Source organism: Halorussus halophilus (assembly GCF_008831545.1).
Lineage (GTDB): Archaea > Halobacteriota > Halobacteria > Halobacteriales > Haladaptataceae > Halorussus > Halorussus halophilus.
In genome coordinates this window covers 739,769-761,239 of the sequence record NZ_CP044523.1, presented here as the reverse complement: position 1 = coordinate 761,239, position 21,471 = coordinate 739,769, and the positions used below count along the sequence as shown (strand labels likewise).

The following is a 21,471-nucleotide window of genomic DNA, read 5'->3' as shown; positions in this document are numbered from 1 at the left end:
TCAGTGGAACGACATATACTTAAGTGTAATATAGGAATGGTTATCAAATGGTGGAATGTCTGCCGCAACTGCGGACGAAATCTCTCCCGAGACAGTTCTTCACACTCTACTGGAGGTGGCTGCTGGTACTGCTAGTCGTCCTTCTCGAAGCGTTGCCCCTCTCGAAGAGTTTTTTCTATCGAACCCGTCCGTACGTTGGCCCAGATGCGATCTTATTCGAGTACTCTGGTTGGCTCACGTTCAACGGTGGAACGCCCTATCTGAATTTGTGGGACCCTAAACCCCCTGTCATCCACGAAATCGCGGCCGGTCTCGCATTTCTCTCGGGTGGGGACGCACCCATCCTCCACGCCCTCAGTTCGCTCCTGATGGCTCTGGCCGTCTGTGCAATCGTACTGTTGGTGTCCGAATTCGTGTATGTTTTCACGGAGAACGAACTCGCGGCCTTAGCAGCCGGCCTATCGCTTCTGACTTATCCCGTTTTCTACCTCATGCCCGTCGGTGGACTTCGTCCGAAAGTCTTCGTCGTCCTCTTTGGGTTCTCCAGCATGTTTCTCTTACGCAGGACGCGCCCGGTTCTCGCAGGCATGTTCGCGGCGCTCGCGGCAGGGTCGTGGCAGTTCGGCTTGTTCTTTCCGATTATTCTCTGTAGTCTCACCGTCAGGAACTCGCTCCGTCAGTTCAAACTGGTTCTCGTCGGTCTCGCCGCCACAACATCAGGAGTACTTTGGCCGTTCGTGGCACAAGGAGCAGTCGCCCCAATGCTATCACAGGTAGTCCTCTCAACATTCACAGCGTCGGAGGAACTCAGAATGGTCTCACGAATTATTGTCGGTGCCGGTGCACTAGATTTCGCGATTCCGGTAGTCCTCACAGGTGCTTTCGGTGCCACTCGGGTGGACAGATACGACGGAACTGGCGGGATACTCGTCGGACTGATCTGGTTCGGGCTGCAAGTCTTCTTCTTCGACCTTGACGGCGGTGCTGACCTCGTTCCCGCGTTCGCATTCGTCGCGTGCGGAGTCGGGTTGCTCGTAGATCAATTATCTGGACACACCGCGAAAGGAGTCGTTACCGGTATCGCACTCGTTGCCGTCGTCATGTTCTGGTGGCACGGTGGATTCTCGGGCTTCATTCCGGGAGCAGAACCACTTCAGTCTCGCATCGAGGTTCTCTTCTGGAACCAGTCGCTCCCGGAGACGTGTCACGTTCGGCGCTCGCAGATGGAAGTCGAGTTCGTCCAGAAGACTGGCACTCAACTCTCCGACTCGACATGTGACGGCGAAGCGTTCAGACGGTTCGGTCACTTATTCTAAGTATCCGAGTTCGCGGAGCGTGTCTTCGACCTCCTCGCCAGCGCCGACACCCCGCGCGTCTTTGGCGGTCGGCGGTCCCTGTTCGACTTCTCGGTCGGCCGCTTCACCGGTTAGCACGTCCCGGCGCACGTCGCCGTCTACGTCCTCCGGAACGGGCGCACCGAGCAGATGCAGGAGCGTGGGTGCGAGGTCGTACAGGTCGAGGTCCGAGGTGCCCGCGCTGACGTTCTTGCCCACTCCCGCGAAGATGCCCGACTGGCGGTGGGTCGCGAGCCACTCGGTCGTCTCACCGAAGACGTTGCCGCCGATAGATTCGGGGGCGTCCACGCCGGTCGTGTACTCCACCACGAGGTCGGGACCGCGTTCTCGGTCGCCAGAGTAGATGTTTGCAGGGTCGTGAACTTCAGTGGCGACCGGAATTCCATCCGGTGTTTCAAGTCGCTCTAAGTCTGCGGCGAGTTCCTCCGTAAATTCCTGTGCAGTCTCCTCGCTGGGGAAGGCGTCGTTGTTGACGTAGATAGGACCACGGCCGAGCGAAATCGCTCTGGTTCGGTCCCAGTCGATGGCGGCGTCCTGAATCGCCACGCGACCGCTCTCGCTCGGGAAGAACCGCTGGACGGACTCGGGGACGTGCGACTGGGCGAAACTGACCAGTCCGAGTTCGCCGACGAGCCACTTCAGGCGCTCTTCGGTCAGACCGAGCGACCCCAAGATGTCTCGCGAGTCCGACTCTTCGATGGCTAAATCGCCGCGTTCCAGGAGCCACTGGTTGACCAGAAATATCTCAGAAATCTCGGTGAAGCCGTGGTCGCTCATCAGGAACACCGCCTCGGCGTCGTCGCGCGTCAACAGGTCGCCGAGCAGTTCGTCCACGCGCTCGTAGGCGTCGCGTAGTTTTTCCGGCCGGTCCCAGAGACGATGTTGGAGCGTGTCGGTCGCGAACAGCGTCGTGTGAACTAGCTCGCAGTCTTTTTCGTCGGCCAGCCACGTCGCGGCGCGGAACCGCTGTGCGAACAACTCCTTCGCTTCTGCCACCAGTTCGTCGGGCGTCGCGGTGTCCAACACGAGGTCGGGTTTGACGCGATAGTCGGGAATCTCTTGTAGGAGTCCCGATTTGAGCGATTTTGGACTCGTGAACTGCTTGCGCTCGTTGGCGGGGCTTCCAGCGATGGTGAGCACGTCTTCGGGTGCGTCCGAATCCGGCGGGTGAGTCGTCGGCATGTTGACCACGCCCGCCCGTTCGTCGTGGTCGGCCAGCACGTCCCAGTACTCCTGCGAGCGGAAGTCGCTGGCGTCGTTGGCCGAGATTTCGTTCGTTGAGCGGTCGTAGGCGAACCACTCGTAGACGCCCAACTTTCCGGGCGTCTTCCCCGTCGAGTAGCACTTCCACGCGGGGAACGTCACGGGCGGGAGGGTACTCTGGAGGTCGCCCGAGACGCCCTCGTCCAAAATCTGGGCGAACGCCGGGAGATGGCCTTCCTCGGCCCACGGCCTGAGGAGCGACCAGTCGGCCCCGTCGAGGCCGACGACGTAGACAGTCATGGTTCCACTCTCGCTCTCGTGGTTAAAGTGCTTTGAGAATTTCGCGGAACGCCTCGCGGAACGCTTCCTTGCGGGACTCGGGGTCGAAACGCGACCCGCGCGCCCGTGCCATCTCCGAGAGTCGTCGTCGCTCGGCGGTACCTCTGACGAAGTACTCCCGAACGCCGCGCGCCAGTGCCTCCGGGTTCGGTTCCGTAACGAACAGCGAGTCGATTTCCCGTGCTTCCGAGCGCGTTCCTGCGGTTTTCGTCACGAGCGGAGGGAGACCGGCCCGCATCGCTTCGAGCGTGCTGACTGGGAAGGTGTCCATCCGCGACGGTTGGACGAACAGCGAGGCCTGTTCGAAGGCGTCACCGAGGTCCTCGACGTAGCCTCTGACGCGTACGCCCGCAGTCGTCTCGTAGTCGTCGGGGTGGCCTTTACCGACGACGTGCAGTTCAGCGTCCGGAAACTGTTCGCGCACGCGCGGCCACGCCTCGACCAGCATATCGACGCCCTTGTACTCCCACGGACGCGCGACGGTGACCGCGACGTTGGCGTCGAGGTCCGGTTCCACGTCACCGAGGGCGTCGTAGTTGTCCTGTTGAATGAAGGGATGTGCGATTTCGATTGGCGTGTCGGGACCGACTATCGGGCGAGTGAACTCCTCGGCGAATTCCGAGACGGCGACGACGCCGTCGATTCCTCTACTTCCGAGTGCCCGGACGACTGGCGTGCCGAACTTGCCGACGAGCGACTTGAACGCCGAGTCGCCTTCGAAGTCCGAACTACCGAGTTGGTAGAGTCCGTGGTCCGCACAGAGGTAGACGAGTTTGCCGCCGCGCGTGAACCGGCGTGCGAGCGCCCCGTAGAGCGGGCGAGAGCCTTCAACAATGTACACGTCGTAGTCGGGATACGCGAGTCCGTTGATGCCGTCTTCGAGAACCGTCCCTTCGAGCGGGCCGAGCGAGAGGCGATGGTAGTCCACGAGGTCGGCGCCGACCGCCTCCGCGAAACCGCGGTGGGCCGGGTGGGGGTCTTGGTGGAGCATCGCCACGCGGGCGGCGTCGGGGTCCATATTCGAGTGGGTGTCTGCTGACGGTTTAAACCTCCCGTTCGGAAATGCTAAATTTGAAGTGGGACTACAGGAGGGTATCTACCCACTATCATGGCAGACCGCCCGAACGTTCTTCTCCTCATTTTCGACACACTCCGTGCCGACGCGATTGCCCGCGACGACCGAGAGTTCTCGGTGGAGACACCGGCGATGGACCACATTGCTGAGCAGGGGACGGCCTTCGAGAATGCGTTCTCCGTCGGACCGTGGACGCCCCCTGCCCACGGTGCGATGTTCTCTGGCCGGTACCCCTCTGAAACGGGGTTCGACGGTGGGTGGCCGACAATGCCTGACTCCGTTCCGTTACTGGCCGAGTGGTTCGCCGACCACGGCTATCGGACCTTCGGTATCCCCGGTCCCGCGAAGATGGGGTCAGAAACCGGTCTCGCCCGTGGATTCGACGAGTACTACGAGGTGTACCAAGAGATAGCCGAACGGCCCTCAGCCGAATACGTCTGGCAACTCCTCACCGACCCGCTCATCCGTGACGACTTCCTCCGACTCTTCCGAAGCGGGAACGACTACTACACCGAGATCAAGTTCAACAAACTTCGAGAGTGGTTGGCCGACCCGATTGAACCTTTCTTCGCCATGGCGAACCTGACGACGGTCCACGCGCCATACGACCCGCCACGTCCGTACAAGCAGGAATCGACGCCCGAATTGACGCGCCCGAAAGTACCGATACTCGAAGAGTTCGTCGAGTCTGCCTGCTCGTTCGACCACCCCGAAGTAGACGAACAGCAACTGTTCGCGGCCGCCGACGGCGCCAACTCACAAAGTATTGCGATGCGATACTTCGAAGACCAGAGTACGCTCTCTGAGGCGGAGTTAGAGGTACTTCGAACGTGGTACGGCGCGTCGCTGAGGTACCTCGACGACAGGCTGGGTGCATTCCTCGATTGGTTCGAACGACGAGGACTCCTCGAAGACACTATCGTCGTCCTCACGTCTGACCATGGGGAGTTGTTCGGCGAACACGACGCGATGTACCACAACAACTTCCTCTACGACGAAGTCACTCATGTGCCACTCGTGTTCACAGGGCCCCGGAGTCCCGGCGGGCGAGAGTCGAGAAGGCCTCGCATCTCATATCGACCTGTTCGAGACCCTCTGTGACTGCTGTGACTTGCCTACTCCACGGACGGAAGGTGAGTCTCTTTTCGGTGAGTCTCATCGTGAGGCAGTGTTCGCCGCCAATGCCCCCTCGGAGCAAGGGTACCGCGACGCAGCAGACGAAGTTGCCTCGGAAATCCTTCACGAGTTCGAAGTCGGACGCAAATCGATTCGAACGGAAGCGTACCGATTCGAACTCCGTTCGGACGGCGAGGAGCGACTCTACGAACTACCGTCCGAGCGACTCGTCTCGGACCCACCCGAGCAGGTCGTTTCCGACCTCCGGGAGCAGTTGACCGCGACCTTAGGGACCGGATTCGAGCAAGTAAACGACGACGACGCGGAGTACAGCGACGCCGTCGAGCGCAATCTGCGTCAACTCGGCTACTTAGAGTGAGGACGGAAAAGCAGTTTTAAGCCGTCGGTCCCGGACAGACGAAGTATGCAAACGCTGTTGGTCGGACTCGACGCCGCCTGTCTCCCCGTCCTCCGACCGCTCTTCGAGGACGACGAGATTCCCCATCTCCAGTCCATCTTCGAGGAGGGAGCGACCGGTCCACTCGAATCGCAGATTCCGCCGTGGACAGCGAGCGCGTGGCCGTCGCTGTACACTGGCACGAACCCCGGCAAGCACGGCGTCTTCGACTTCCTACGCTTCGACGGTTACGACTGGGACATCGTCAACGCGACCGACGTGCGCAGACGAACGCTCTGGGAGTATCTGGACGAAGCAGGCCTGTCGAGCGTCGTCGTGAACGCCCCAGTGACGAGTCCACCACCCGAAATCGACGGTGCAATCGTGCCGGGATATCTCGCCTCCGAGAATCCGCAGTGTCGCCCCGAGGGAATTCTCGCCGACGTGCGCGAGGCCATCGGCGACTATCGCGTCTACGCTCGCCGCGAAACCGACGAGCGTGCTGGCGACGAGAAGTTCGACGACTACCTCGAACTCACCGAGATGCGTGGCGAGGCGTTCCGCTACCTCGCCGAGGAGTTCGACCCCGATTTCGGCTTCGTGCAGTTCCAGAAGACCGACGCGGTGTTCCACGACTTCCCTGGCGACTTGGAGAAGGTACGGCAGGTCTACCGCCGCGTAGACGAGCAGGTCGGCAAAATTCTGGACGAACAGGACCCCGATACCGTCGTCGTCGCCAGCGACCACGGCATGGGCGAGTACGACGGCCACGAGTTCCGAGTCAACCAGTTCTTCCGCGAGGCAGGTGTGGTCGAGACGACGACCGAGGGACAGGGTGTCCCTTCGTGGTTCCAAATCAAGGACGAGCAGTTGACCGACGACGGCCACGGTGACGAGTCGTCCGAACTGCTCGAACGCCTCGCAACTACGGCGGCCAACTTCGGACTGACCTATCAGCGGGGTAAGGCCGTCCTCGAACGCCTCGGCCTCGCGGAGTTCGTCGGCAAGCACGTCCCCGTGAGCGCCGTCTTCGCGGCGAGCGACGCCGTGGACTTCCGAACGTCGAAGGCGTACCTGCGCTCGCCCTCGGAGTTGGGCGTCAGGCTGAACGTCGAAGGCCGCGACCCCGACGGCGTGATTCCCCACTCGGAGTACGAAAGCACGCGCGAGGAGATAATCTCCTTGCTGACGACTGCGACCACGCCCGAAGGAACACCTGTTTTCGAATCAGTCGTTCCGCGCGAAGAGTACATCCACGGTCCGTACGCCGACGAAGCGGTCGATATTCTGGCGATTCCGACCGACTTCCAGCACTCGCTGTCGGCACTCGTCGGCGAACAGTTCGGCGACCCCGAACCGTGGAACCACAAACTGGAAGGCGTCGTGGCGGCGACGGGCGAGGGCATCAGCGCCGACGCAGACCTCGAAGGAGCGCATCTGTTCGACGTGGCTCCGACCGTGCTGGCGAGTCTGGGGGTCGCACCGGACGAGGAGATGGACGGCGAGGCGCTGTCGGCGGTGGAATCACCGGACCCGAAGTCATACCCCGACTACGAACCGGCGACGCAGGAATCGACCGAGGACGGCGACGTGGCACAGCGATTGTCGGACCTCGGCTATTTAGAGTAGTCAACACATCTCGGCGATCGCGTCCTAGCTTTTGCTTGGCTAAATTTACGTATTAGGGCCTTGAACGGCTCCCCACCGCTTTTGCTCGACTCTCGCGTTACGACGTTCCATGATAGTTTTGGGACTCGACGGCGCGACGTTCTCGCTCGTCGAGCCGTGGGTGGAGTCTGGACGCCTCCCGAACTTCGAGCGCCTGCTCGACGAGAGCGTCCACGGCGACCTCGAAAGCACGGTCCCCGAGATTACAGTCCCCGCGTGGCCCGCCTTCGCTACCGGGCGCGACCCGACGGAACTCGACATGTACGGGTTCACCCATTTCAACCGCGAGAGCCGCGAGAACGATCTGAGTCACGACGAGTTCGTCCCCGGCAAGATGTGGGACGCCGTGGACGACCAAGGCGGTCGCTCGGTCGTGTTCAACATCCCCGGGTCGTACCCGTGGCAGGCCATCGACGGGACGATAATTGCGGCGGCCCCCGAGTACAAAGACGAGTACGCTCATCCCCCAGAGCGGTGGGACGAACTCACCGACCTCGTAGACGGCTACAAACTCCGCAACGACGAATCGACGGACTCGCGGGCCTACGTGGACCTGAGCCTCGACTTGGTTGACAAGCGATTCGAGGGCTTCGAACACTTCATTCAAAAAGAAGAACCCGACCTCGCGGTCGGCCTGATTCGAGCGACAGACCGCGTCGCACACCACTTCTGGGGCGACGAGAGTACGCCGCCTGCCTCGCTGGACAACCCGCTGTTCGAAATCTACGAGCGGGTAGACGAACGCCTCGGCGAGTTTCTGGACGCTCACGAGGACGAGGACCTCGTCGTGATGAGCGATCACGGTTTCGAGAAGGTTCGCTCGAAGTTCGCGCCGAACTACGTCCTCGAACAGGCCGGTCTCGCCACGCTCACCGAGTCCGGCGACGCGAAGAAGGCCGCGATGGGGACGCTCCGGGACACTGCCAGCGACCTACTGGGCAAGGTCGGCCTGCTCACGCTCGCCAGAAAGCTGATTCCAGAGAGCGCGCTGACCGACGTCCCGACTGGCAACAACCTCGGACTCGAGAACGCCCTGAACATGAACCGCATCGACTGGGCGAAGACGAGTGCCATCGCCGACGTAGGACAGAAGACGACGATGGTCTACGCGCTGAGCGACGACCCCAGCGAGATCGAGCACATCTGTGCGGAGGCGAAATCTGCACTCGGCGGCACCGCCGAAGCGTTCGGATTATGGGTTCGCTTCGAGCACCTCGACCGTGGCGGACCACACACGCCCGACCTCGCCATGATAATCGAGACGCCGGAAGTTCACGCGTCCTCGCGGTTCGACGTGGACGAAGCGCTGTTCGAAGTCGATACTAGTGGTCACGCCCGCGAAGGTATCTTCCTCGCGCGCGGCCCCTCGTTCCGGGACGGCACCGTCGAAGGTGCACACATCACCGACATCGCGCCGACGGTGCTACACGCGCTGGGCTATCGACTGCCCGAGTCGATGACCGGAGAGGTGCTGGACATGTTCGCGGATGGTTCCGACCCGACCGAGCGTGACCCAGACACGTACGACTTCGTGGGCGCGGACGCCGTCACGGGCGGCGGTGTCTCGGGCCACGACGAGAAAGCGGACGAGGTCAAAGACCGACTCCGGAGATTAGGCTACTTAGAGTAAGTCGATACCGTAATACCGGGGGCGACACACCGTCTAGACGAACGACATGAAGATAGGCGCAGAAGTCTCCAAACGCTTCGCCACGAACATTCTGGGCACGCTCGCGGCGTTCCTCGGGACCATCTTCTTCACCCGAGAACTGGGATTCGACGGTATCGGCGTCTACGGCACGTTCCTCTCGTTCCAGATGATAGCGGCGAACGTCTCCAGTTTCGGGCTGTATCCCGTGGTCGTCAAACGCGTCAGCGAGGGGAGCGACGAAGCGCGTCACTTCGCCAGCGGCGCGGCCATCCTCTTCGGCGGGGTCGCGGCGGTGACTGTCGTCTTCTTCCTGATTCGAGACTACGTCAACGCGATTTTACACGTCGATGCCGCGATGCTCGTCCCGCTGGCGGTGCTCACGTGGGGACTGTTCCGCCTCTCGGGGTCGTTCCTCGAAGGCAAACAGCAGGTTGCGCTCGTCGGCGCGATAGAGAACTCTCGATACGCGCTCATCGTTCCGATTCAGGCCGCCCTCGTGATCTGGGGATTCGGCGTTCGCGGTCTCATCTGGGGACTCATCGCAGGACAGTTCCTCACCTTCCTAATCTCGTACGTCGGATTCGCGCGAGTCGTCCCCGCACGGCCGTCGCGTGCATTGTTCAGCGAGTTCCTCGACTACTCGAAGTACGCCTACGTCCAGAGCGTCTCAGCGCAGGCGTTCAAGCACGCCGACTACATCATCATCAACTCGTTCGTCGGCCCCGCCGCGACCGGCGTCTACAAGAACGTCTTCACGATTACCGAGGCGTCGATGCTGTTCTCCTCCGCGCTCGCACAGGTTGCACTCCCCCAGATTTCGGCCAACACGGCAGACGGCAACGACGAGGAGACGACGAAGATTCTCTCGGCCATCCTCACCTACGCTGGCCTGTTCGCCATCCCAGTCCTCGGCGGCGGCGCGATAGTCGGCAACGCCCTCTTGCTGACGCTCTATGGGGCGTCTGCGGGGACGACGACGCTCCCGATTCTGGGCGTCGTCGGACTGGCGAACGCGCTCATCCCAGTTCTCGCGCTGGCGAACCTCATGAACGGCTACCGAGAGGGCTTAGAGAAGTTCTTCCTCGGCACAGACCGGCCGCGAGTGTACGCCGTCAGCGGTCTCCTGTTGGTCGTCACGTACGGACTGACTGCCGTCCCCCTGACGATGCAGTACGACGCGTGGGGCGTCGCGTGGGCGACGGTACTGGCGTTCTGCGTGAGCGTCGGGACGCTACTGTACTTGCTCGACCAGTCGGTTTCGCTCGCCGCAGTCGCCGACGTGGGTAGACAGGTCGTCGCGATGCTCGTCATGGTCGGCGTCGTCTTCTCGCTGAAAGTGCAACTCGGCGGTGCCGACGGCGCGCTCCGACTCGCGGTGCTGTTGGGCGTCGGCGGTGTCACGTACTTCGCGGTCCTATTAGTCCTGAGCGAGCGGATTCGTCTCGACGTTCGGGGTATCGCGCAAGACTTGCGGAACCAGTTGCTCTCCTGACCTCCTGTCGCTCGCGTGAATCAGACGGGTGTTTTCGTTCGAAAGTGCCGAGACCGCTGGAATCACGAACTGAGACCCGGCGAACGGTTACAGCAACAGACATATGTCCAAGTCATAAGGCTTATGCGCGTTTTGGCAGTTTCTCAATTCAATGAGCCAGCAGACCGAGCAAGTCGAGGACTCCACCGACACTACCGAATCGGTCCTCGATGCGTTCGAAGACTGGTACCACGTCCCCGTGCTTGGCGCAGTCGTCGCGTTCATGCTCTGGGTGCGTCTCCAGTCCTACGACAACTTCACCACTGGCGGAGAGGTGTTCTTCTCCGGTAACGACGCGTGGTATCACCTCCGACAAGTACAGTACACAGTCCAGAACTGGCCTCAAACGATGCCGTACGACCCGTGGACGTACTTCCCGTTCGGCACCAGCGTCGGCCAGTTCGGCACGCTGTACGACCAACTCGTCGCCACGGCCGCGCTAATCGTCGGCTTGGGCGACCCCTCCCAACAGTTGGTCGCAAAGACACTGCTCGTCGCTCCGGCCGTCTTCGGCGCGCTGGTCGCGATTCCGACCTACCTCATCGGGAAGCGACTCGGCGGCCGTCCCGGCGGCCTCTTCGGCGTCCTCGTCCTCGCGCTCCTCCCCGGTACGTTCCTCCGGCGCGGACTCGTCGGCTTCGCCGACCACAACATCGCCGAACCACTCTTCCAATCGCTCGCAGTGCTCGCGATGATGGTCGCGCTCACCGTCGCCGAGCGCGAGAAACCGGTGTACGAACTGGTCGCCGACCGCGACTTCGATTCGCTCCGGAAACCGGTCGGCTTCGCCGTCTTGGCAGGTATCGCCACCGCGCTCTACCTCTGGACGTGGCCGCCGGGCGTCCTGCTCGTCGGTATCTTCGGCGTCTTCTACCTGCTGAAGCTCACCGCGGACTACGTGCGCGGGGTCAGCCCCGACCACCTCGCACTCGTCGGCGCAGTGAGTATGGGCGTCACGGGCCTGCTGATGTTGGTCCCGCTCGGTACGCTCGACCCGAGTCCGACGAAGTTCTCGATTCTCCAGCCACTCCTCGCGTTCGGCGTCGCCGCTGGCTGTGTGTTCATGGCGTGGCTCGCCCGAGAGTGGGACAACCGCGACCTCACGACGTGGGGGTACCCCGCCGCAATCGGCGGTATCCTCCTCGCACTCACTGGCTTCGTCTACGTCGCGTTCAACAGCCTGTTCAACCTCGTGCAGAACAACCTCGTTCGCGTCGTCGGGTTCAGTACGGGTGCGAAGACCCGAACCATCGGCGAGGCCCAACCGTTCCTCTCGCGCGCCAACCCGCAGTACGGCATTAGCTGGTTCGACGTCATCCTCCAAGAGTACGGCCTGATGCTGTTCGCCGCGGGTCTCGCGGCGGTCTGGATGGTCTGGACCACGTTCCGGACGGACGACCACCGAGCGGAGAACATGCTCGTCCTCGTCTGGGCCGCGTTCATCACGGCCGCGGCGTTCACCCAGATTCGCTTCAACTACTATCTCGTCGTTCCGGTCGCCGTCATGAACGCGTACCTCGTCGGTCGCGTCATCTCGCTGGCGAACCTTCGAAACTGGTCGTCGTACAAAGACGTCGAAGGCTACCAGGTCATCGCAGTCGTCTTCGTCGTCTTGCTGGTGATGCCAGTCCTCGTCGTTCCGGCGAGTGTCGGCACCACGGGCTACTCGTCCATCGACAAGACGAGTACGGCCGTCACGTCCGGCGACGGTGCCCGCCCCGGTGCCGTGACTAACTGGGACGGCACGCTCGACTGGATGGCCAACGAGACGCCCGCCGAGGGCAACTACGGCGGTGCGAACAACGCAGAGCAGATGGCCTACTACGGCACGTTCGACCAACAGAACGACGACTACTCGTATCCCGAAGGTGCCTACGGCGTGATGTCGTGGTGGGACTACGGCCACTGGATTACCGTCCAAGGCGAGCGGATTCCGAACGCGAACCCGTTCCAGGAAGGTGCGCGAACGGCCGCGAAGTACCTGCTCGCACCGAGCGAACAGGAGGCCAATCAGGTCATCGACTCGCTCGGCGAGGACCAGGAAGACACCCGCTACGTGATGGTGGACTGGAAGATGGTCGAGCCATCTTCGAAGTTCGGCGCTCCGACCGTCTTCAACGACGAAGTCAACCAGTACGACTTCTACACCGCGCTGTATCAGGGTATCGACAACAACCAGCCGCGCATGGTGACTCGACTGAAGAGTCAGCGCTACTACGAGAGCCAGATGGTTCGGCTCTACCTCTACCACGGGAGCGCCGTGGAACCGAACCCGAACGTCGTCGTGGACTACGACCGCATCGGCGGTGCGAACCCCGACCAGTTCGTCAAGACGCCGTCCGGGCCGAACGCGACGATAATGCGCTCGTTCGACAACATGTCTGCTGCCCGTCAGTTCGTCAGAGAGGACGGCACGGCCCAAATCGGTGGCGTCGGTCCGTTCCCGAGCGAGCGCATCCCCGCGCTCCAGCACTACCGACTTGTCAAGCAGAGCGACAGTTCCGCCTCGCAGGCCTCGCAGTGGACGCAGACGACGCGAACCCAGATGGCACTGCTCCAGCGGGCCGGCATGCGGCCGAACAGCGTCGTTCGAACCGACCCCGCGTGGGTGAAGACCTTCGAGCGCGTTCCGGGTGCAACGGTCCAAGGAACTGGCCCGGCGAACACCACCGTCACCGCACAGGTTCGGATGTCGCCGGTCGGTAAGAACACCTCGTTCGTCTACCGCCAGCAGGCCAAGACTGGTCCGAACGGGAACTTCAACATGACCCTGCCCTACTCGACGACGGGCTACGAGCAGTGGGGTACCGAACAGGGCTACACGAACGTCAGCGTGAAATCGGCTGGTCCGTACCAGTTCTACACGAGCCCTGAGTCGCAGGGTAACGGGACGTTCACCTACTACAACGCGACCTCGCAGGTCTCGGAAGGGAAGGTCATCGGCGAGGACGGAAGCGCCGTCTCCGTGGAGTTGACCGAAAACTCCTACGAACTCACCCAACCGAACCAGAACAACTCGACGGCCCCGCCCGCGAACGAGAGCGCACCGGGCAACAACACCAGTTCGCCCGTCAACGAGTCGTCGCCGGGTGACAACTCCTCGGACACTAACGGTTCGAGCGCGTCCAACAACACCTCGGCCCGAATGAGCCCCGAGGACGCGCTTCCGGACCGTGAGGAGACGACGCCCGCACGCGCCGGTCTCGTCGCCGCGTTCGTCGGTGCCGTCGCCATTGGCACGCGCGACTGAGCAGAACTGAGGTAGCTGACTTTCGTTTTCTTTCGGATTCGCTGAGTTTGACCACCGTCTCGATTTTTCACCGACAGACGGCGCGCGCGTTACAGGCGGTCACGCGACTCGCGTGACCGCCTGTAACTGTCCGTGCGAGGTCTTCAGGAGCGTAGTCGTTCGAAAGGGCAAAGCCCTTTCGTGATCACGAGAGAGCGACGCTCTCTCGGACGACGACTGAAGGCTCGGAAGACAAGCGAAGCGCAGTCTTCCGGTGGATGACCGGAGCGACTGCAAGGAGCGGAGGGAGTCGGTTGGGGAGGTGTGTGGCTGGAGCGGTCGCAGTGCGGTCTTCTCGGTTTCGGGAGTAGCTAGCTTCTCGAAGTGAACTTCTCCGTAGTCACAAATCACAGTACAACTGTCCTCACAGAACTCACTCGACTCTCGTGCCGTCCGTGAACGACCCCGCCGAATCCGTAACTCCTGAGCCGAACAGTTTTTCCGCTCCCTTACTGTATCAAACAACGAATGCGAGACTGGCTCTCCATCTACCTCAAGGGCATCTTCATGGGTGCCGCAGACGCCGTGCCCGGCGTCTCCGGCGGCACTATCGCGCTGATAACCGGTATCTACGAGCGACTCATCGGAGCCATCGCCGCCTTCGACCCGGCAGTGGTTGCGGACCTGCCGCGGGCGTACGACGCCGACGCGCGCGGTCGAATCGCGGCGATGCTCCGCGAGATGGACCTACCGTTCCTTATCGCGCTCGGACTGGGTATCTTCACCGCGGTCGTCGCCGTGACAGACGTGGTGAGTAGCGTCGAGAAGACCAACCCGGCCATCCTGTTCGCGTTCTTCTTCGGACTCATCGCCGCGTCGGCAGTCGTCCTCTGGAGCGAAGTCTCGCTGGACACGAACGGCGAGCGTGCCGCGGCAGTCGTCGGGTTCGTCGTCGCGTTCCTCATGGCAGGCGTCCCCGCTTCCGCGAACGTTCCCCACTCCCCGCTCGTGTTGTTCCTCGTCGGAGCCGTCGCGATTAGCGCGATGATTCTCCCCGGCGTCTCGGGGTCGTTCTTGCTGTTGCTCTTCGGTCAGTACATCTACCTCTCGAACACCCTCCACGGATTCATCGACAAACTGGGAGCCGTCGCGCAGGGTGCGTCGTGGGAGAGTCTGGTCGGCCCGTTCGTCAGTATCGCCTCGTTCATGGCCGGTGCGGCGGTCGGTATCCTCACCTTCTCCCGCGTAGTCGAGTGGGCGCTGTCGAACTACCACCAGATTACGCTCACCTTCCTCGTCGCGCTGATGGTCGGCGCGCTACGACTCCCCGCAATTCGAGTTCTCGGGGCCGACGGTGCATGGACCTCCACGCGCATCGCCGTCGTCCTCATCGCCGCACTTGCTGGCGCGGCCGCAGTTCTGCTGGTGGACCACTACACCGACGACTTGGACTACGTCGAGGACTCCACAGAACCCACGCCAGCGCCGCGGAACGACTGAGCGGAGAACTCACAATCACGAAACGACTACGCGAACAGCGCGCGCAACAACTTCGATTCGGCTTTCCTGAGATGTTCCGCGGCAGTACTCGGCGCACAGTCTAACTCCTCGGCGACGGCTTCGTGACTCGCAGTTCTCGGAACGTCGTAGTAGCCAACTGCCACAGCCACCTCGACTGCCTCACGCTGGCGTTTCGAGAGCCCCTGCTCGGGCATCGTCTTCACGCCTCGGCCGCCGACGCGCTCGACTTCGACGCGAATTCCTTCCGGGGCGGCGTCGATAGCTCGCTGTAACTCCTCAGAGCGTCCAGCGACGCCGAACGAAACGCCGCCGTCGTCGGTGTGGTCGAGGTCGGACGTGACGACGATGCTGTTGCGGTCGTACGCGTCGAAGAGTGCCCGTTGGACTGCCGTCGTCTCGGTACGGATGTACGTGTAGAATCGACCGTCATCAATCGTCGCGAGGTCGTACTCCAACACTTCCGGCGTGTCGGCCAAGTCCGACTCGAACTGCTCGCGGTCGCCCACGACTTCGAAAGAGTGGGTGACCGTCTCGTTGGCGTCGTTCCAGTGGACCATCCGTGCCGACTCGACGTAGGGCTGTTCCACGAACAGCGTGTGAACCGGGTGGAGTTCGACCTCGTCAGCGTAGAAGGTCAACCGGAGGTGTTGCATGGCCGACGATACGAGTGCGATTACTTATAAATTCGCCGCGTCAGTCCGGCAGAATCGCTATCGACTAGCCAGCCGAAAGCATAGCTATGAACGTCTTCATCGCCGGATCGACGGGCGTCTTAGGACACCGACTCGTGGCCAAGTTCACCGACAGCGGCCACGACGTGGTCGGACTGACCCGAGACGAATCGGGCGACCAACTAGTCGAGGCACGCGGCGGTGACCCAGTCCGCGGAGATATCTTCGACCGCGAATCGCTCGTTTCGGCCGCCGAAGGTGCAGACGTCGTCGTCCACGCCGCGACGGCTATCCCGACCAAGGAAAAACCGACCGCCGAAGACTGGAAGCTGAACGACCGAGTGCGTCGCGAGGGGGCCGAGAACTTGTCCGCCGCCGCTGCAGAAGTCGGCGCACAGCGATACCTACAGCAGAGCATCTCGTGGGTCGCGCGACAACCCGACGGTGAAACTTTCGACGAGAGCGCAACGCCGCATCCCGACCGAACGACCGAATCGGCACTCGACGCAGAGCAGATTGCAAAAGAAGCAGGCAACGAACACGGCTTCGAGACGGTCGTTCTGCGCTGTGGTTGGTTCTACGCTCCCGACGCCGCCCACACGAAAACCATCGGTGAAGGACTGCTCGCCAAAGAACTGCCGATAGTCGGAACCGGATTGCTGGGACGCAATGACGCCGAACTCTCCATCCTCCACGTCGAAGACGCGGCACGGGCGTTCGTCGCGGCCGCCGAGGGTGATGCGACCGGCCTCTACCACGTCGTGGACGACGAACCAGTCACGGTCGCCAACCTCTTTTCCGAGTTCGCCGACAAATTGGGCGCGCCCGAACCGCGCCGGGTTCCGGGATGGCTGGCGAAGTATCTCACTGGCGAGCACACGGTACGACTACTCACGAGTCCCGCGCCGACAAGCGCGGAGAAATTCAAACGTGACTTCGACTGGCAGCCGAAGTATCCGACCTATCGAGAGGGGGTAGAGGCAGTGGTCGAACAGTGGAACGCCGAGGGAACACTCACCGAACCGGCGGAGAGCAACGAATGGAAAGCCGCGGCCTGAAACTCGCAACTGCGGCCGTCGCACTTCACACCGTCGCAAACGTTTCCCACGGTGTCCCGCACGCCGAGATTCCGGTGAGGCTGGCAACTTGGCAGACCGCGTTCGTCTACGCGGTGGCGCTCGGTTTACCACTGTTCGCGCTCGGTCTGCTCGGACTAGGCAGAGATTCGTGGGGCATCCTGCTACTCACTGGGTCAATGGCGGCCTCTTTCCTCTTCGGTCTCTACTTCCACTTCCTCGTGGCGAACCCAGACCACGTTCACTCGATTCCAGCGGGACCGTGGCAGTGGCCGTTTCGAGCGACCGCGGTGCTGGTTGCGCTGACCGACGCACTCGGCGTCGTTACCGGGGTCTGGTTGCATCGCAAGTTAGACGAAGTCGGGGTGGTTCGGGACGCGGCGGAAGTGTGATACGTAGCCGAAAATGGGCGAACCTTCAAATAGCAACCCGAGACCAACTCGTCCTGGACGTTTCGCGCGGTTGCGAACAGATAGCTGGCGAGTCAGTCAGTAGTGTCGATGACCTCGTAACCGCCAGTCCGACTACCCTGAGAGGGTTGTGCCAACTAAAGCGCGTCGAGCTACGTATCACCGAACCGGACCACGGAGCGGTGCGTCTTTATCTCTCTGGAGGCCACTTCTTCGACTATGCCGACTGCCTACATTACCGCGCCACCCGACGCTGGGGCTGACCTCGCAGAACTGCTGGTCGAAGAGCAACTTGCAGCCTGCGTCAACCGATTCCCCTGTACTTCGGTCTATCGCTGGGACGGTGAAGTCCACCACGACGAGGAGGTCGTCTTGCTGGCGAAGACGACCGACGAAGCTTACGACGACCTCGTCACCCGAGTCGAGGAGAGTCATCCTTACGACGTGCCCTGCATAGAGCGATTCGAGGAGACCGACGTGCTCGACTCGTTCGCCGAGTGGCGCGACGGAGAAGTGCGATGAGTCGCACCGACGATTCGACTGCTCCCGATAGCGAGACGGCGGACAACAAGACGGAGAACCCCGACTGGGGACCGTGGGCACTCGTTGGAGGCGTCGGACTCGTGGCCGCGGCAGCCATCGTCCACGGCGCGAAAAAGCGACTCCAGAATTCGAATCAGCGCGAGTAGTTACTCTCGCAGTTCCGCCAACACCGACAACGTGCCGTCCGAGTACGACTCGTCTAGCACCACGTCAGCCGCCGCTCTGGCCTTCTCGTCGGCGTTCGCCACGGCGTAGGACTCGCCAGCGACCTCGAACGTCGAAACGTCGTTCACCGAATCGCCGATGGCGACGAACTCCGAGGGGTCGCGGTCCAGTAGCTTTGCGACCGATTTGAGGCCCGCACCTTTCTCCATGCCGGGGGATTTGACGTGGTAGGCGTAGCCCGTGTCGATGACCTCTTGGTCGTACTTGGCGGCGATTTCTTCGAGCGGTTCGCGTGGTTGGTCGCGCGCGATGGCGATTTCGGTCTCGCGCCAGCGGTTGGTCAGGTTCGACTTGCCCCACCCGAGGTCGTAGCCCGCTTCGACGTACTCCTCGGCGACCTGCCGAGCGGCATCGCCGTCGCCGTTCGTCGCAATCTCGTCTCGTGCGAGGACGACACCACCGTTCTCGGCGATGACGTTCTGCTCGATGGTCATGAAGTGGCAGAGCGCGACCGGGTACGGGAAGGATTTGCCAGTGGCGACGACGATTGGTGCCTCCCACTGGGGGAGTAGCTCGAAGAACACGGGGTCGATAGAGTCGTCTGGGCGCGTCAACGTCCCATCGATGTCGAGGACGAGTGGGGGAGCCATGCTACTGGCTTGGGAGATAAGATACAAAAAGCGGTCGTTCGATTCCCCGGTTTAGATGCCGAACGTGGCGACCCACGAACTACCGGGGAACACGCCGAGGATAGCCAGCACTGCGATGAGGGCCGTCCCGACTACGATGGCTGCTGCAGGCGGGTCGAGATGCGTGTCTGCGTGCGAGTAGAAGACGCGCTGGACGACCTCGCCAGCGAGTGCCGCGATGATGCCAAAGACACCCCCCACGAGTAGCGGCACCGTCATACTCGCCGTCGCCGGGTCTCCGGAGGTGACCGCGAGAGCGGCCGTGCTTCCGACTAACGAGATGTGGTGCGTGACCGGAATCTGTTCGACGCCACAGTTCAGGAACACAAGTGTCGCCGCGCTGATACCGAACGCGAGGAACGCACTCTCGGTCACGAGCGCGATGTACGCCGCGAGGATACCGACCACGAGCCCAATCGTCGTTACGTTCGCCCACTTGTACTGGTGAGGAAGCCACGGTTCCACCACGAACCGTGCTTCGCCGGTTCCACCGTCGGGCGCAGGTTCACTGCTTGGGTCGCCGCTAGTGGTCGCCCCTTCACTGATGATGCGGCGCTCGCCGTTCTCGAACGGTTTCATGTTCAACAGGCCAGTGCTGGTGTCACCTACAATGGAGTAGCCGAAGACGACTCGATGGGCGACCGCCGAAAGGACGACGGCCATGGCGATGGGGTCGTACGGCATCGAGAAGGTTGAGGAGAGGACAGTCAACCAGTAACCGAGGATGCCGAACGCGCCACCGACAGCGAGTACGTCTGGCTTCGTTCCGAGCGCGAACCCGATATCTTTCGCGTTGTGGTAGTCGAAGCCTGACTCCATGTAGCCTCGCTTGCCAGCGTAGGCGGCAGCGGCCGCTCCACCGGCGAAGCTGATAGCGGGCGAGAATGGCGCGCCGAACGCTATCGAGCCAGTGATGCCGACTGCGGCGAGTTCGCTCGACGACCCGACGTTGGTCGTCCCGGCGATGGTCTTGCCGACGATGTTGGCGGCCTCCCCGGCGATGACCATGAATCCCGTGAAGATGAACGCTGGGAGCGCACCGAGCGCCGCGCCGAACGCGCCGCCCGCGAACGCCGCGATGAGCATCTCGACAGACCACAGGTCTGCCACCGCCATTAGCTGTCGTCCTCGTCGCTTGCCCAGTCACGCGACCGTTCAACTGCGTCGTCCCAGCGGTTGTACATCGCGTTGGCGTCACTAGCGTCCATCTCCGGTTCGAACTCCCTATCGACTCGCCAGTTCTCTCGGAGTTCTTCGGGGTCGTCCCAGTAGCCGACTGCGAGGCCAGCGGCGTAGGCAGAGCCGAGTGCAGTCGTCTCGTCAACCTCGGGTCGGGCGATTTCCGTACCGATGATGTCCGATTGCAGTTGACAGAGGAAGTTGTTCTTGACCGCGCCGCCGTCTACTTTCAGGCTCTCGATTTCGATGCCACTGTCGGCAATCATCGCTTCGGCCACGTCGCGAGTCTGGTAGGCGATGGATTCGAGCGTCGCACGCACGACGTGTTCGCGCCGGGTTCCTCTGGTCATGCCGACTATTGTGCCGCGAGCGCGCTGGTCCCAGTGGGGTGCCCCGAGACCGGTGAACGCGGGGACGACGTAGACGCCATCCGTCGAATCGACGCTCCGGGCGAGTTGCTCCGTCTCGGAGGCGTCCTCGATGAGCGTCATGTCTTCGAGCCACTCGATTGCCGCGCCGGTGACGAAGATGGATCCTTCCAGTGCGTACTGCACCGATTCCCCGGACCGTTGGAAGCCAACGGTCGTGAGCAGGCCGTGCTCGCTATCGACCGCCTCGTTGCCGGTGTTCATCAAGAAGAAGCTCCCCGTCCCGTAGGTGTTCTTGGCGTCTCCGGCGTCGAAACAAGTTTGGCCGAACAGCGCGGCCTGCTGGTCGCCGAGCGCGCCAGCGACTGGTATCTCTGCGCCGAGGAACCCTTCGTCGTCCGTGGTGCCGTAGTAGTTCTCGTCGCTCGACGGTCGAACTTCCGGCAAACACCCTTCTGGCACGTTGAACTCTGCGAGGAGTTCGTCGTCCCAGTCCATCTCGTGGATGTCGAACAGCATCGTCCGAGAAGCGTTGGTAACGTCGGTTACGTGGTTGCCCGTCAGGTTGAATACGACCCACGAGTCGATGGTCCCGAACAAGATTTCACCGTCTGCGGCGCGCTCTTTGAGGTCTGCGGGACGCGCGCGCTGAGTCTTGATGGGTTCTGCGTTCTCCAGCAACCATTCGGCTTTCGTCGCCGAGAAGTAGGCGTCCGCTTCGAGACCCGTCTTCTTCCGGATATCGGCTACCTTCCCGTCTGCTTCGAGTTGCTCGACGCGGTCGGTCGTCCGGCGGTCCTGCCAGACGATTGCATTGTGAATCGGCTTCCCGGTCTCGGCGTCCCAGAACAGAGTCGTCTCGCGCTGGTTCGTGACGCCGATTGCGGCCAGTTGGTCCGCACCGATGCCCGCTTCCGCGAGTGACGATTGGATGACAGATTTGGTGTTCTCCCAAATTTCGAGTGGGTCGTGTTCGACCCAGCCAGGTTCGGGGTACATCTGTTCGTGGGTTTCGTACGCATTGGCGACGACGCTGCCATCGTGGTCGAAGACCATGAATCGGGTCCCTGTGGTTCCTTGGTCGATAGCACCGACGTACTGCGTTCCTGTTGACATCTTGTCTACCTCTTTGAGGGTCGATTGCCACCGACGAGCGCGTCGCTCGGACAATCATGTTACCAATAAACATAGAGTGACCGAGCATAAAACTTCTCGCCATTGTAAACAATTGATGACAAATAATTAGTGAAAGAGAAGTGTTTCTGTCGGTTTTCGCTCGATTTGT

18 protein-coding genes and 1 pseudogene are annotated in these 21,471 nt (G+C 61.9%); 13 read left to right on the top strand and 6 right to left on the bottom strand.

The window, feature by feature from the left end:
- Nucleotides 1–47: 47 nt before the first annotated feature.
- A pseudogene (locus F7R90_RS22800) lies at nucleotides 48–656 on the top strand (DolP-mannose mannosyltransferase); the annotation flags it as partial.
- Nucleotides 657–812: 156 nt separating this feature from the next.
- Nucleotides 813–1,316 (top strand): hypothetical protein, encoded by a 504-nt coding sequence (locus F7R90_RS22495; RefSeq protein ID WP_225741332.1) that lies wholly within the window; start codon nucleotides 813–815, stop codon nucleotides 1,314–1,316.
- On the opposite strand, the gene F7R90_RS03720 is transcribed toward F7R90_RS22495, so the two are convergent.
- On the bottom strand, nucleotides 1,308–2,858 hold the full coding sequence (locus F7R90_RS03720) for an alkaline phosphatase family protein (RefSeq protein WP_158055934.1): 1,551 nt from the start codon (nucleotides 2,856–2,858) through the stop codon (nucleotides 1,308–1,310). The genes F7R90_RS22495 and F7R90_RS03720 overlap by 9 nt on opposite strands.
- A gap of 22 nt (nucleotides 2,859–2,880) precedes the next feature.
- The gene (locus F7R90_RS03715; protein ID WP_158055933.1) at nucleotides 2,881–3,915 is read right to left on the bottom strand and encodes a glycosyltransferase family 4 protein; all 1,035 of its coding nucleotides are present in this window, start codon (nucleotides 3,913–3,915) and stop codon (nucleotides 2,881–2,883) included.
- 90 nt (nucleotides 3,916–4,005) lie between these two features.
- Here F7R90_RS03715 and F7R90_RS03710 point away from each other — a divergent pair, with 90 nt between their 5' ends.
- The 7 genes from F7R90_RS03710 to F7R90_RS03685 all read left to right on the top strand — a co-directional run bounded on the left by F7R90_RS03710 (nucleotide 4,006) and on the right by F7R90_RS03685 (nucleotide 15,064).
- Nucleotides 4,006–5,073 carry a sulfatase gene (locus F7R90_RS03710; RefSeq protein ID WP_225741253.1) on the top strand — a complete coding sequence of 356 codons (1,068 nt, stop codon included), beginning with the start codon at nucleotides 4,006–4,008 and terminating at the stop codon, nucleotides 5,071–5,073.
- Nucleotides 5,074–5,140: 67 nt separating this feature from the next.
- A complete protein-coding gene (locus tag F7R90_RS22490) occupies nucleotides 5,141–5,467 on the top strand; it encodes a hypothetical protein (protein ID WP_225741252.1) in 327 nt (108 codons plus the stop codon).
- 45 nt (nucleotides 5,468–5,512) lie between these two features.
- The gene (locus F7R90_RS03705) at nucleotides 5,513–7,114 is read left to right on the top strand and encodes an alkaline phosphatase family protein (protein ID WP_158055932.1); all 1,602 of its coding nucleotides are present in this window, start codon (nucleotides 5,513–5,515) and stop codon (nucleotides 7,112–7,114) included.
- A gap of 109 nt (nucleotides 7,115–7,223) precedes the next feature.
- Nucleotides 7,224–8,783 carry an alkaline phosphatase family protein gene (locus F7R90_RS03700; protein ID WP_158055931.1) on the top strand — a complete coding sequence of 520 codons (1,560 nt, stop codon included), beginning with the start codon at nucleotides 7,224–7,226 and terminating at the stop codon, nucleotides 8,781–8,783.
- Between the two features lie 46 nt (nucleotides 8,784–8,829).
- Nucleotides 8,830–10,296, top strand: coding sequence for an oligosaccharide flippase family protein (locus F7R90_RS03695; protein ID WP_158055930.1), 1,467 nt, complete (start codon nucleotides 8,830–8,832; stop codon nucleotides 10,294–10,296).
- A gap of 151 nt (nucleotides 10,297–10,447) precedes the next feature.
- A complete protein-coding gene (locus F7R90_RS03690) occupies nucleotides 10,448–13,585 on the top strand; it encodes an oligosaccharyl transferase, archaeosortase A system-associated (RefSeq protein ID WP_158055929.1) in 3,138 nt (1,045 codons plus the stop codon).
- A gap of 507 nt (nucleotides 13,586–14,092) precedes the next feature.
- Nucleotides 14,093–15,064 carry a DUF368 domain-containing protein gene (locus F7R90_RS03685; RefSeq protein WP_158055928.1) on the top strand — a complete coding sequence of 324 codons (972 nt, stop codon included), beginning with the start codon at nucleotides 14,093–14,095 and terminating at the stop codon, nucleotides 15,062–15,064.
- A gap of 26 nt (nucleotides 15,065–15,090) precedes the next feature.
- Here F7R90_RS03685 and F7R90_RS03680 read toward each other — a convergent pair whose 3' ends face one another.
- Nucleotides 15,091–15,738 (bottom strand): helix-turn-helix domain-containing protein, encoded by a 648-nt coding sequence (locus F7R90_RS03680; protein ID WP_158055927.1) that lies wholly within the window; start codon nucleotides 15,736–15,738, stop codon nucleotides 15,091–15,093.
- An 86-nt stretch (nucleotides 15,739–15,824) separates the two neighbouring features.
- On the opposite strand from F7R90_RS03680, the gene F7R90_RS03675 reads away from it, so the two are divergent.
- The 4 genes from F7R90_RS03675 (at nucleotide 15,825) to F7R90_RS22015 (ending at nucleotide 17,931) form a co-directional block, all read left to right on the top strand.
- The gene (locus F7R90_RS03675; RefSeq protein ID WP_158055926.1) at nucleotides 15,825–16,814 is read left to right on the top strand and encodes an NAD-dependent epimerase/dehydratase family protein; all 990 of its coding nucleotides are present in this window, start codon (nucleotides 15,825–15,827) and stop codon (nucleotides 16,812–16,814) included.
- A complete protein-coding gene (locus F7R90_RS03670; RefSeq protein WP_158055925.1) occupies nucleotides 16,796–17,224 on the top strand; it encodes a hypothetical protein in 429 nt (142 codons plus the stop codon). The genes F7R90_RS03675 and F7R90_RS03670 overlap by 19 nt, the downstream gene beginning before the upstream one ends.
- 237 nt (nucleotides 17,225–17,461) lie before the next feature.
- Nucleotides 17,462–17,764 (top strand): divalent-cation tolerance protein CutA, encoded by a 303-nt coding sequence (gene cutA, locus F7R90_RS03665; RefSeq protein ID WP_158055924.1) that lies wholly within the window; start codon nucleotides 17,462–17,464, stop codon nucleotides 17,762–17,764.
- On the top strand, nucleotides 17,761–17,931 hold the full coding sequence (locus F7R90_RS22015; protein WP_192498388.1) for a hypothetical protein: 171 nt from the start codon (nucleotides 17,761–17,763) through the stop codon (nucleotides 17,929–17,931). The genes cutA and F7R90_RS22015 overlap by 4 nt, the downstream gene beginning before the upstream one ends.
- On the opposite strand, the gene F7R90_RS03660 is transcribed toward F7R90_RS22015, so the two are convergent.
- Genes F7R90_RS03660 through glpK form a run of 3 tightly spaced genes read right to left on the bottom strand, consistent with a single transcriptional unit; the run spans nucleotide 17,932 to nucleotide 21,302 of the window.
- Nucleotides 17,932–18,600, bottom strand: coding sequence for an HAD-IIB family hydrolase (locus tag F7R90_RS03660; RefSeq protein ID WP_158055923.1), 669 nt, complete (start codon nucleotides 18,598–18,600; stop codon nucleotides 17,932–17,934). It abuts the gene before it with no gap.
- A gap of 51 nt (nucleotides 18,601–18,651) precedes the next feature.
- Entirely contained in the window at nucleotides 18,652–19,755 is a 1,104-nt protein-coding gene (locus tag F7R90_RS03655) for a hypothetical protein (RefSeq protein ID WP_158055922.1), read from the bottom strand.
- Entirely contained in the window at nucleotides 19,755–21,302 is a 1,548-nt protein-coding gene (gene glpK / locus F7R90_RS03650) for a glycerol kinase GlpK (RefSeq protein WP_158055921.1), read from the bottom strand. Before glpK ends, F7R90_RS03655 begins: the two co-directional genes overlap by 1 nt.
- Between the last annotated feature and the right edge of the window lie 169 nt (nucleotides 21,303–21,471).